Annotated in this window: 7 protein-coding genes; 2 read left to right on the top strand and 5 right to left on the bottom strand. The window is 39.3% G+C overall.

Annotated features, from left to right (window positions below):
- The first annotated feature begins 17 nt into the window (after positions 1-17).
- The gene (locus tag R2Q80_RS02040; protein WP_316797979.1) at positions 18-668 is read left to right on the top strand and encodes an IS1096 element passenger TnpR family protein; all 651 of its coding nucleotides are present in this window, start codon (positions 18-20) and stop codon (positions 666-668) included.
- A 74-nt stretch (positions 669-742) separates the two neighbouring features.
- Complete coding sequence (miaA, locus tag R2Q80_RS02035) at positions 743-1,657, top strand: tRNA (adenosine(37)-N6)-dimethylallyltransferase MiaA (protein ID WP_316797978.1); 915 nt, start codon at positions 743-745, stop codon at positions 1,655-1,657.
- A gap of 32 nt (positions 1,658-1,689) precedes the next feature.
- Here miaA and R2Q80_RS02030 read toward each other — a convergent pair whose 3' ends face one another.
- From R2Q80_RS02030 to rpoB, 5 genes are all read right to left on the bottom strand, one after another.
- On the bottom strand, positions 1,690-2,979 hold the full coding sequence (locus R2Q80_RS02030; RefSeq protein WP_316797977.1) for a G-D-S-L family lipolytic protein: 1,290 nt from the start codon (positions 2,977-2,979) through the stop codon (positions 1,690-1,692).
- Positions 2,980-2,990: 11 nt separating this feature from the next.
- Positions 2,991-4,214, bottom strand: coding sequence for an OmpP1/FadL family transporter (locus R2Q80_RS02025; RefSeq protein WP_316797976.1), 1,224 nt, complete (start codon positions 4,212-4,214; stop codon positions 2,991-2,993).
- Positions 4,215-4,291: 77 nt separating this feature from the next.
- Complete coding sequence (locus tag R2Q80_RS02020; protein WP_316797975.1) at positions 4,292-4,603, bottom strand: DUF3467 domain-containing protein; 312 nt, start codon at positions 4,601-4,603, stop codon at positions 4,292-4,294.
- Between the two features lie 131 nt (positions 4,604-4,734).
- Positions 4,735-9,021: a DNA-directed RNA polymerase subunit beta' gene (rpoC, locus tag R2Q80_RS02015; protein ID WP_316797974.1), complete on the bottom strand. Its 4,287-nt coding sequence runs from the start codon at positions 9,019-9,021 to the stop codon at positions 4,735-4,737.
- Positions 9,022-9,114: 93 nt separating this feature from the next.
- Positions 9,115-12,918 carry a DNA-directed RNA polymerase subunit beta gene (gene rpoB, locus R2Q80_RS02010; protein ID WP_316797973.1) on the bottom strand — a complete coding sequence of 1,268 codons (3,804 nt, stop codon included), beginning with the start codon at positions 12,916-12,918 and terminating at the stop codon, positions 9,115-9,117.
- Between the last annotated feature and the right edge of the window lie 42 nt (positions 12,919-12,960).

Here is a 12,960-nt window from a genome sequence, read left to right as displayed (position 1 = left end):
GTTCGAAAATACAATAAATGGCTATTTATAAATTTAAAATTACATTCGAAGATTTCGATGATGTGGTGAGAGAAATTGACATCAAGTCTAATCAAACCTTCGAAGATTTGCATAAAGCGATTCATAAGTCTACAGGTTACAATGCCGAAAAATCGTCATCTTTTTATGTAAGTACCGACAACTGGTTAAAAGGGGATGAAATTGCTTATTTACCAAGCGAACGTAAAAAAGACCGGGTTGTTTTAATGGAAAAGTCTAAGCTTAGTGGTTTCATAGAAGATCCTCATCAAAAATTTTATTACACCTATAACTTTGATCGACCATACGATTTTCATGTAGAGCTGATTAAAATCACCCTTGATGCTGACCCAAGTATTGAGTATCCTTTTTTGGCGAAAAGTACTGGAGAAGCCCCAAAAATTATGGAGCAGAATAGCCCAACTGCTGTAGACCCACGTGGTGCAACTGCTACCGCAAGCGAATTCGACTTTTTAAATGAAATGAATTTCGTACCAGAAGATACTGATGAACTGGAAGCGATGGGTGAAATGGGGATTAACGAGGAGGAGAAAGATGAAAGTGATGAGGGAGAGGGTGATGATGAATTTGGTGATGAGTTCTCTGATAATGACAATTACGACGATGATAGTCATAAAGACGACTATTAACTGAGATTTAAATAATAACATTGAAAGCTGTCGGTATTTAAACCGGCAGCTTTTATTTTTTAACTGATCTTCAAATGTCTTCAAAAACTTTAATTGCCGTGGTTGGTCCAACCGCTATTGGAAAAACTGCTCTTGCTATAGAATTAGCGCAGCATTTCGGTACTGAGATCCTCTCTGCCGATTCACGGCAGTTTTTCCGTGAAATGGAGATCGGAACTGCAAAACCTAATGCTTTGGAACTCGCGGGAGCAAAACATCATTTCATTAATTCACACAGTGTTGAACATTTATTTAGCACAGGCGACTTTGAAATTCAGGCGCTGGCTGTTTTAAATGAAATATTCGAGAAAAACGACATTGCCATTTTGGTTGGAGGTTCTGGCTTATACGTCAATGCCTTATTAAACGGATTGGATAAAATGCCCGAAATTGATCTTTCCATTCGGGACAGATTAAACAAACAACACCAAACCGAGGGGATTGATGTTATTCAAAAACAGTTGGCCGAAGTCGATCCGGAATATTTTGCAAAAGTCGATCAGAACAACCCCCAGCGAATGATCCGGGGATTGGAGGTTTTCTTGTCTACAGGGCGAAAATTATCATCCATGTTATCTTCAACTAAAAAACAAAGGCCTTTTGAAGTGATTAAGATTGGTTTAAACACAGATCGGGCTGTTTTATATGACAGAATAAACAAGAGGGTAGATCAAATGATTAATCAAGGGTTGGTTGATGAAGTGAAAGGTTTGATTCACTTCAAACATAATAATGCATTGAATACAGTTGGTTATAGTGAAATTTTCGACTACCTTGACCATAAAATTTCCTTGAATGAGGCGGTTATGGCCATCAAGCAAAATACCAGGAGATTTGCAAAAAGGCAGTTGACCTGGTTCAGGAGAGATGAACAAATAAACTGGTTTGAGCCGGGTGAGTTAATTAGGATGATAGCGCTTATTGAAGAATTAATACTAAAAAAGGGTTAAATTATCAATCCTTTTTTAGTATTAATCAAATTTTAGTTAGGAAACTTAACTCCTCTGTACTGAGTAATATCTATGGTTGGAATGGTTGATCCGTAGGTAGAATTGATAGCATCAATAAATACGTTACCAATTACTGCATTTCCGCGAGGCGTTAGGTGAATGCCATCTAACGAGAATGCACCACCAGTGATAAATGATGAGTTGATGCCTATACCCTGTATAGTAATACCTGCTTTAACCAAATTTAGATAGCTATAAGTATCAGCAACCGCTAACCCTTTGCTACTAGCAAGAGATTTAATACTGGTATTATAGCTATTAACATAGTCTTTTACTTTAATAACCTCGTCTTTATCCAATACCCAGTTGTTTGCAATAGGGTTTAAAGGATGCAAGCCATAAGGAAGACCGGCAGAGTTGGCTACACCAAATAAACCTGCTGATTGAAAAGGTAAACGAATCAAATCATCAGCGGTAGCTGCTCTTACAGAATTCGTACCAGTTTGGATATAAATTGCAGCAGCAGCGGGGTTAATCGCCTTCGCAGCATTGAGTAATGCGGCAACAGTAACCGTATTGAAATATGGAACTGCCGTAACATCAGGGATTGTACCCACTACACCTTTCTGACCACCTGCCGTTAAGGCATTTACCAGGTTGGAATATAGTAAAGCAAAAGTCGATTTATCGGTTAAAACATTAGTAGCATCTGCTGTCACACCACCATTAGTAGCCCAGCCAAGCGCATCATTATTGCCTAACCATAAAGAAAAGAAAGTATGGTTTCTTCCCTGAATGAACTGAAAATAAGTAGTTGAACCCAATTGTGCATCTGTAAATAAACGTTCGCTGTAAGGATTAACTGCAGCATATGCGGCAGAAAATGCTAAGTCTACACGCATCCCTGGAATACCTAAATTCTGAACCTCGCCAGTGTATTTTGTAAGTTTTGAATTAGTTGGAGCATCTCTCCAGGCGTTACCAGCTACTGGTGTTAGTGTTGGCGTTCCATTAACCAAAGCCGATAAAGTTAAATATCCTGATCCATTTGCCTGAGCATCTGTAAAGAATGGCGAGGTGAAACTCCCTCCCCCTACAGCGGCCATTTTCGCTGCAATCAGATTCGGATAAGCAACTTTCTGTCCTTCGAGGTATAAGCCACCGTCTGCAAAACCGGAAGTCAATGAGTTACCTACGGCAATGTATTTACTGAAATTAGCAGAGCCGGCGCTTGTTCCTGCTGGTGTTTCTATTTCAGGTTTACATGATGCTGCAAATAATATGGTAGCAGCAACAAAACTATTTAAGATAATTTTTTTCATATCAATATCTCCTACCATTTATAAGTTAATGAAAGACCTGGAGCATAAACCAATGTTTTGAAGGTCCCGTCCAAACCTGTTTCAATGTTTTTCTGTTTTCTTGCTTTAACATCTTCGAAAAAGAAAGAAGCATTTACCTCAAAATGTTTTGTAGGAGTATAACCTAAACCTGCACTTAAAATATAGCGGTCTGCATCTGGTGCTTCAGGTGTTACGTACCCATCCTGTACAGGTGAGAAAGCGTATCCAACACCCGCTCTTAAAGCAAGCTTCTCTGAAGCCTGGTGATTGATCCCCAGTTTAAATGATGATCCGTCACGATATTTACGGGCTGATTTAGTATCTGCCAAGGCAGAAGTATTGGTGGCATAGTCAAACGCTAATTCCTGATAGATGTGCCATTGAACCCAACTGGCATCAAACGCCAAAGTTGTACTTTTGGATAGTGGTATGCCAATACCTAAAGTAGTAGTCGCCGGTAATGGCAATTCGGCATTGAACGTATTTCCCGCAGGGAATGAACTTCTAAGAGAATTTGGCACATCGAATTCTGCGGTTCCACCATCTAGTTTGGTAATCACTTTCGATTTATGTACAACGGCAAATGAAATATTACTTAAGGTTTTGATGTACAAGCCTGCATTCCAGCCATAACCTTTACCGGTTCCTTCTAAAGTAGCATGACCAGACCGTCCGTCAGCAAAATTAACAGGAAGCGCACGTTGAAGGTTCACTTCTCCATGATTGTAAACGAATCCAGCACCTATGCCTATACGATCTGTAATCTTAACGCTCAAAGTTGGTTGGAAATAAATCGCTTTAAGATTTAAGGATGTTAGCGCATAACGGCCTGACCAGTCGTTACCCCAATCTACCATTCCGCCAAAAGGGGTATAAACACCCAGTCCCAGCTTCCATTTATTAGATTTTGGTCCCCAAACTGCATAAGCTTCAAATGGTGGAGCAATTTTATTTTTTACATCCTCTGTTAAATTTGACCCGCTTAATCTGAAAGCTGATTTAAAGAGTAAAGGGTTTACGCCTGCTGAAATGGAGTTGTTTTCTAAGAAACTTACTGCTCCAGGATTGTAGAATACAGATGCTTCATCCAGTGGTAGTGCAGAACCTGCACCTGCCATACCAATTTGTTTTTGCCCCTGTAAGTTAACCTGAAAACCCTGCCCAAAAACCCAAAGTGGAGCAGACAGTAATACGCTCAATAAAATTTTTTTCATTTATATATGGTTATGACACAAATGTATACTATGCTAACATAGCATGCAAACATTTGTTTAAAAGAATTTAAAAAGCGTTATGCCTGCGCGGTAGGACCGCCGAAACCCATCGGAAAAGGAGGTTCCTCCTGCGTCTTGATCCTCCCGTTAACGGCCTCAAATTTCTGAATATTATCCTCCAGCGCATTTAAAAGGCGTTTCGCATGTTCAGGCGTAAGTATGATTCTCGATTTCACTTTTGCTTTTGGAATTCCTGGCATTACCCGGATAAAATCGAGTACAAACTCCGTATTTGAATGGGTAATAATTGCTAAATTGGAAAAAATACCCTCTGCGATCTCTTCAGACAGTTCAATATTTAACTGGTTTTCATTCTGTTTTTCATCCATGGTGCTGATTATAGTATAATATTAATAATAATTTAAAGGTACTGTTTAAAGGCTATGCATTAAAATATTATCAATAAAAAAGGGTTGTTCCAAATTAATGGAACAACCCTTTAAACTTAAGATAGAATTTATTAAGCTTCTACTTCTTCTTGTTTTGAAGCTAATAATTTATCGTATTCTTCTTGTGAACCAACGATGATTCTTTCGTAACCACGAACACCTGTTCCTGAAGGAATTAAGTGACCAACGATCACATTCTCTTTCAATCCTAGCATGTTATCGCGTTTACCTGCAATAGCAGCCTCATTTAATACTTTCGTTGTTTCCTGGAATGAAGCCGCAGAAATGAACGATTTAGTACCTAATGATGCACGGGTAATACCCTGTAAGATAGAACTTGCTGTAGCTGGTCTTGCATCTCTTACCGTGATCTGTTTTAAATCTTTACGTTTCAATTGAGAATTTTCGTCTCTTAATCTACGTAACGAAACAATCTGACCTGGTTTTAAGTCGCTTGAATCACCTGCATCTTCCACCACTTTTTTATCATACATGGCATCATTCTCTTCTGCAAAATCCCAACGGTCAACCGCGTTATTTTCTAAGAAAATGGTATCACCCGGATCTTCGATATGAACTTTCTGCATCATCTGGTGAACAATTACCTCGAAGTGCTTATCATTGATTTTCACCCCTTGCAAACGGTAAACTTCCTGGATACCGTTAACCAGGTATTCCTGAACCGCTGCAGGTCCTTTAATCGATAAGATATCCGCAGGAGAAATCGAACCATCTGATAATGGCATACCAGCTTTCACAAAGTCGTTATCCTGTACAAGGATGTGTTTAGACAATGGAACAAGGTACTTTTTAACTTCACCATCTTTAGATTCGATTGTAATCTCACGATTACCACGTTTAACGCCACCTAAAGTTACCACACCGTCAATCTCCGTTACCACCGCTGGGTTCGAAGGGTTACGAGCCTCGAATAACTCAGTTACACGAGGTAAACCACCCGTAATATCACGGGTTTTACCAGTTGCACGAGGAATCTTCGCGATGATCTGACCAGTCTGGATCGTTTCACCTTCATCAACTGAAACGTGAGCACCTACCGGAATGTTATAACCTTTAATGAACTCTCCTTTTTTGTCAACAATCTGAACAGAAGGATTTTTAGTTTTATCACGTGTATCGATAATTACTTTTTCACGGTGACCAGTTTGCTCATCTGATTCTTCACGGAAAGTTACACCTTCGATGATCGCATCGAATTGTGCCTTACCTGCAAACTCAGAGATGATAACCGCGTTGTAAGGATCCCATGAACAAATCTTATCGCCTTTGGAAACTTTATCACCTTCTTTAACGAATAAGAATGCACCATATGGAATGTTGTTGGTAACGATAACTCTACCGCTTCCAGGTTCAACAATTCTGAACTCACCTGAACGGCCTAGTACAACCTCTACTTTACCATCTTCAGTTTGTGTATCAACGGTACGGATATTTTCAAACTCGATAACACCATCAAACTTAGCTACGATGTTTGATTCTGCAGCGATGTTCGATGCAGTACCACCCACGTGGAAGGTACGAAGTGTTAACTGTGTACCCGGCTCACCGATAGATTGCGCTGCAATTACACCAACTGCTTCACCTCTTTGAACACGTTTACCTGAAGCCAGGTTACGTCCGTAACATAATGCACAAACACCACGTTTAGCTTCACAGGTTAATACCGAACGAATTTCGATTCCTTCTAACGGAGACTCGTCAATTAATTTGGCAACATCTTCGTTGATATCTTCACCAGCACCTATTAATAATGTATTATCCAAAGGATTATATACATCATGTAACGAAGTACGACCTAAAATTCTGTCATATAATGGCTCAACGATATCTTCATTATCCTTTAATGCTGTAGTGTACATACCTCTTAAAGTACCACAATCAACATCATTAACAATCATATCCTGAGCAACATCGTGTAAACGACGAGTTAAGTAACCCGCATCCGCCGTTTTTAATGCCGTATCCGCCAAACCTTTACGGGCACCGTGGGTAGAGATGAAGTACTCTAATACAGATAAACCTTCTTTAAAGTTTGATAAGATCGGGTTTTCGATGATATCACCACCTGAACCTGATTTTTGCGGTTTCGCCATCAATCCCCTCATTCCGCAAAGCTGACGAATCTGCTCTTTAGAACCACGGGCTCCTGAATCAAGCATCATATAAACAGAGTTGAAACCCTGGTTATCACTGGATAACTGATTCATTACGAATGTAGTTAACCTGTTGTTGATACGGGTCCAGATATCGATAATCTGGTTGTAACGCTCGTTGTTTGTAATGAAACCCATGTTATAGTTGTTTCTTACTTCTTCAACTTCGTTAGCAGCCTGCTCTAGTAAAGTATGTTTTTCTACCGGAATGTTTACGTCTTGTAAGTTGAACGATAAACCTCCCTGGAACGCCATGCGGAAACCTAATTCTTTGATATCATCTAAGAACTGCGATGAACGAGCCATACCAGTCATTTTAACTACCTCACCGATAATATCTCTTAACGATTTTTTAGTTAATAATTCATTGATATAACCAACTTCATCAGGAACCATTTGGTTGAATAATACCCTACCTACAGTGGTTTCAGTTAATTTATTAACGATAGAACCATCAGCTTGCTTCACATTTACCCTTACTTTGATAAATGCATGTAAATCCAATTCTTTCTCGTTATAAGCAATAATAACCTCTTCCGGAGAATAGAAAGCAGAATCCTGTCCTTTTACAACTCTTGTTTCATCAGTTCTACGGCCTTTAGTAATGTAATAAAGACCTAAAACCATATCCTGTGATGGTACTGTAATTGGAGTACCGTTTGCAGGGTTCAAGATGTTGTGAGCTGCCAGCATTAATACCTGGGCTTCCAAAATTGCTGCATTACCTAAAGGTAAGTGAACAGCCATCTGGTCACCGTCAAAATCGGCGTTGAATGCGGTACAAACTAACGGGTGTAACTGAATCGCTTTTCCTTCAATTAGTTTTGGCTGGAAAGCCTGAATACCTAATCTGTGTAGCGTAGGTGCACGGTTTAATAATACCGGGTGACCTTTTAACACGTTCTCCAGGATATCCCAAACCAAAGGATCTTTACGATCAACAATTTTCTTGGCTGATTTAACTGTTTTTACCACACCACGCTCAATCATCTTACGGATGATGAATGGTTTGTAAAGTTCAGCAGCCATATCTTTAGGAATTCCACACTCGTGTAATTTAAGGCTAGGCCCTACAACAATTACCGAACGAGCTGAATAATCCACACGTTTACCTAATAAGTTCTGACGGAAACGACCTTGCTTACCTTTCAAAATATCTGAAAGTGACTTTAAGGCACGGTTACCCTCAGTTTTTACCGCGTTAACTTTACGTGAGTTGTCGAATAACGAATCTACAGCTTCCTGTAACATACGTTTTTCGTTACGTAAAATCACTTCTGGTGCTTTAATCTCGATCAAACGTTTTAAACGATTGTTTCGGATAATTACACGACGGTATAAATCATTTAAATCAGATGTAGCGAAACGACCACCTTCTAATGGAACTAAAGGACGTAATTCTGGTGGAATAACCGGAACAATTTTAACAATCATCCACTCTGGGCGATTCTCAATACGTGTATTAGCACCACGGAAAGCTTCAACAACCTGAAGACGCTTTAAAGCCTCATTTTTACGTTGTTGAGATGTTTCGTTAGCAGCCTGGTGACGTAAGTCATAAGATAAAGTATCTAAATCAATACGTTTTAATAAATCTTCTAATGCTTCAGCACCCATTTTGGCAATGAATTTATTAGGATCTTTATCATCCAGGTATTGGTTTTCTTTAGGTAATTTATCTAAGATATCTAAATATTCTTCTTCTGTAAGGAAGTCCATGTAGTTGATACCTTCTTCAGCCATTAAGCCTGATTGAATAACTACGTAACGCTCGTAATAGATAATTAAATCTAATTTTTTAGTAGGTAGACCTAATAAATAACCGATTTTATTAGGTAATGAACGGAAGTACCAGATGTGTGCTACAGGAACCACCAAAGCGATGTGCCCCATACGCTCACGACGAACTTTCTTTTCAGTTACCTCAACACCACAACGATCACAAACAATACCTTTATAACGGATACGCTTGTATTTACCGCAATGACATTCGTAATCTTTTACCGGACCGAAAATACGCTCGCAAAACAAACCATCACGTTCAGGTTTGTAAGTACGGTAGTTAATGGTTTCCGGTTTCAACACCTCACCGCTTGAACGTTCCAGAATAATTTCCGGAGACGATAAGCTAATCGTGATTGATGTGAAATTGCTTTTTAATTTATTATCCTTTTTGTAAGACATATCTCTTGTATAAGGTTAAAGGCTGAGGGTTGAAAGGTAGAAGGTTTGGGCGTTTAAACCCGCAACATTCTACCTTTTTACCTTCTACCTTAGTTAATCTAACGTAATATCTAAACCTAAACCGCGTAACTCATGTACCAATACGTTGAATGATTCTGGTACACCAGGAGTTGGCAGGTTCTCACCTTTAACAATGGCTTCGTAGGTTTTAGCTCTTCCGATCACATCATCCGATTTAACGGTTAAGATCTCCTGAAGAATATTAGCAGCACCAAATGCCTCTAATGCCCAAACCTCCATCTCACCAAAACGCTGACCGCCAAACTGTGCTTTACCACCCAATGGTTGTTGTGTAATTAATGAGTATGGTCCGATTGAACGGGCGTGCATCTTATCATCAACCATGTGACCTAATTTCAGCATGTACATAATACCCACTGTAGTAGTCTGATCGAAACGCTCACCAGTTAAACCATTATAAAGGTAGGTTTTCCCTGAAGCAGGAACACCCGCTTTAGCAATCCACTCTTCTACCTCATCATGAGTAGCACCATCAAAAATCGGGGTTGCAAATTTAACACCCAATTCTTTACCAGCCCATGCCAGTACAGTTTCATAGATCTGGCCAAGGTTCATACGTGAAGGTACACCCAGTGGGTTCAATACGATATCAACCGGACTACCGTCTGATAAGAAAGGCATATCTTCATCACGTACAATACGTGCTACAATACCTTTGTTACCGTGGCGTCCTGCCATTTTATCACCTACTTTTAACTTACGTTTTTTAGCAACATAAACTTTTGCCATTTGTACAATTCCCGATGGAAGTTCATCACCTACACTAATCGCAAACTTATCACGTTTGTAAGCACCTAATTCTTCGTTAACACGGATACCGTAATTGTGAAGCAACAGTTTAATCATCTCATTTTTATCATCATCAGTTGTCCATTTATTAGGGCTAATGTGATTATAATCGATGTCTGTTAAAATTTTCTGAGTAAATTTAGCGCCTTTAGCAACCAATAGTTCCTTGTAGATATTGAAAACACCCTGAGATGTTTTACCATTTACAATAGTGAACAATTTATCAACCAATTCATTTTTCAACTTATCGGTTGCGTTGTTATAGTTCTTATCTAATTTCTCAATAGCTGATTTCTCTTCGGCTTTTGTCGTTTTCTTAGCACGGCTGAATAATTTGGTATCAATTACTACACCCTGGATTGAAGGAGGTGTTTTTAAAGACGCATCTTTAACGTCGCCTGCTTTATCACCAAAGATAGCACGTAATAATTTCTCCTCAGGTGAAGGATCAGATTCCCCTTTCGGTGTAATCTTACCAATTAAAATATCACCTTCTTTTACATCAGCACCAACACGGATAATACCATTTTCATCTAAGTCTTTTGTAGCCTCTTCAGAAACGTTCGGGATATCTGGTGTTAATTCCTCTTCTCCACGTTTAGTATCGCGTACCTCTAATTCAAACTCTTCAATATGCAATGAGGTGAAAACGTCATCACGAACAATACGCTCGTTGATTACAATCGCATCCTCAAAGTTGAAACCTTGCCAAGGCATGAATGCCACTTTCAGGTTTCTACCCAACGCCAACTCACCATTTTCAGTTGCATAACCCTCACAAAGTACTTGTCCTTTAGTAACTTTCTGGCCTTTTTTAACAATTGGCTTCAAGTTGATACAAGTATTCTGGTTGGTTTTCTTGAATTTAATTAAACGGTAAGTTTTGCTATCACCTTCAAATGAAACTAAACGATCGTTCTCGTCGCGTTCATATTTAATGGTAATTTCATTAGCATCTACATATTCTACAACACCATCACCTTCAGCGTTGATCAAAGTTCTCGAGTCACGTGCAACGCGACCTTCCAAACCTGTACCAACAATCGGCGCTTCAGGACGTAACAATGGTACGGCCTGACGTTGCATGTTCGATCCCATCAATGCCCTGTTCGCATCATCATGTTCTAAGAACGGAATCAGCGAAGCAGCGATTGAAGTAATCTGGTTAGGTGCAACGTCCATTAAGTCTAATTTCTCAGGCTCAATAATCGGGAAGTCACCTTCATAACGTGCTTTTACACGCGGAGTAGTAAATACACCATTATCATCATATTCTGCATTTGCCTGAGCAATGGTTTTTCCATCTTCATCTTCAGCAGATAAGTAGATAACGTCTGAATCTACAACTACTTTACCATCTTCAACACGTTTGTAAGGTGTTTCAATGAAACCTAAATTATTGATTTTAGCATGCACACAAAGTGATGAAATCAAACCAATATTTGGTCCCTCTGGTGTTTCGATTGTACACAAACGACCGTAGTGAGTATAGTGAACGTCACGTACCTCAAAACCAGCTCTCTCACGTGATAAACCACCTGGACCTAAAGCTGACAAACGGCGTTTGTGAGTAATCTCTGCCAATGGATTTGTTTGGTCCATAAACTGAGATAGCTGATTGGTACCAAAGAAAGAGTTGATTACTGATGACAACGTACGTGCGTTAATCAAATCAGTTGGGGTAAACACCTCGTTATCGCGAATGTTCATACGCTCACGGATTGTTCTGGCCATACGGGCTAAACCAACACCGAACTGTGCGTATAACTGCTCACCTACCGTACGTACACGACGGTTTGATAAGTGGTCAATATCATCCACCTCTTCTTTAGAGTTAATCAGTTTGATCAGGTATTTAACAATTGCAATAATATCTGCTTTTGTTAACACCTTAACCTCATCAGGGGTATTCATTTTCAATTTACGGTTGATGCGGTAACGACCAACATCCCCTAAATCGTAACGTTTATCCGAGAAGAATAAACGATCAATGATACCACGGGCAGTTTCCTCATCAGGTGGTTCTGCGTTACGCAAAGCACGATAGATGTTTTCAACTGCTTCTTTCTCTGAGTTAGAGGTATCTTTTTGTAATGTATTATAAATAATGGTATAATCTGCCTGACTTGCGCCATCTTCTTTAGATAAGATAATGCTTTTCACGCCAGCTTCGATAACCATATCAATGTGTTCGTCTTCTAGAACGGTTTCTCTTTCAAGAATCACTTCATTACGGTCGATAGAAACTACCTCACCTGTATCTTCATCTACAAAATCTTCAACCCATTTCTTTAGAACCCTTGCTGCCAGTTTACGACCGATATATTTCTTTAAACCTGATTTACTAACTTTCACTTCGTCAGCAAGATCAAAAAGTTCAAGGATATCTTTATCAGAATCGTAACCGATAGCACGTAATAAAGTGGTAACCGGGAATTTTTTCTTACGATCGATATAAGCATACATCACGTTATTCACGTCAGTAGCAAACTCGATCCATGATCCTTTGAAAGGAATAACACGTGCAGAGTACAACTTTGTTCCATTGGTGTGACGGCTTTGGCCGAAGAACACACCTGGAGAACGGTGTAACTGAGAAACGATAACACGTTCCGCACCGTTGATTACAAACGTACCTTTTGGTGTCATATAAGGAATTGTACCTAGGTACACATCCTGAATGATGGTTTCAAAGTCCTCATGCTCTACGTCATTACAAGAAAGCTTTAGCTTTGCCTTTAATGGAACATTGTAGGTTAATCCACGCTCAATACACTCGTGTATATCGTAACGTGGCGGATCAACAAAATAATCAAGAAATTCTAATACGAAGATATTTCTTGAATCTGTTATTGGAAAGTTTTCAGCAAACACTTTGAACAAACCCTCGCTAGAGCGATCGTCTGAAGTGGTATCTATCTGGAAAAATTCTCTGAATGATTGCAATTGCACATCCAGAAAATCCGGATAATCTATAATGTGCTTACTAGTTGCAAAATTTACTCTTTGTTCGACTGTCTTTGCCAATGGACTAAAAGATTTTAGTTTAAGAATAAACTATTTGTTTGG

Source organism: Pedobacter frigidisoli (genome assembly GCF_032678525.1).
Classification (GTDB): Bacteria; Bacteroidota; Bacteroidia; order Sphingobacteriales; family Sphingobacteriaceae; genus Pedobacter; species Pedobacter frigidisoli_A.
The sequence above is the reverse complement of the archived record's forward strand: the minus strand, read 5'-3'. Positions and strand labels throughout refer to the sequence as shown.

Bases quoted from the DNA above. Each gene is read 5' to 3' on its own strand.
- R2Q80_RS02040 (WP_316797979.1), top strand. From the start codon at position 18: ATGGCTATTTATAAATTTAAAATTACATTCGAAGATTTCGATGATGTG.
- miaA (WP_316797978.1), top strand. From the start codon at position 743: ATGTCTTCAAAAACTTTAATTGCCGTGGTTGGTCCAACCGCTATTGGA.
- R2Q80_RS02030 (WP_316797977.1), bottom strand. From the start codon at position 2,979: ATGAAAAAAATTATCTTAAATAGTTTTGTTGCTGCTACCATATTATTT.
- R2Q80_RS02025 (WP_316797976.1), bottom strand. From the start codon at position 4,214: ATGAAAAAAATTTTATTGAGCGTATTACTGTCTGCTCCACTTTGGGTT.
- R2Q80_RS02020 (WP_316797975.1), bottom strand. From the start codon at position 4,603: ATGGATGAAAAACAGAATGAAAACCAGTTAAATATTGAACTGTCTGAA.
- rpoC (WP_316797974.1), bottom strand. From the start codon at position 9,021: ATGTCTTACAAAAAGGATAATAAATTAAAAAGCAATTTCACATCAATC.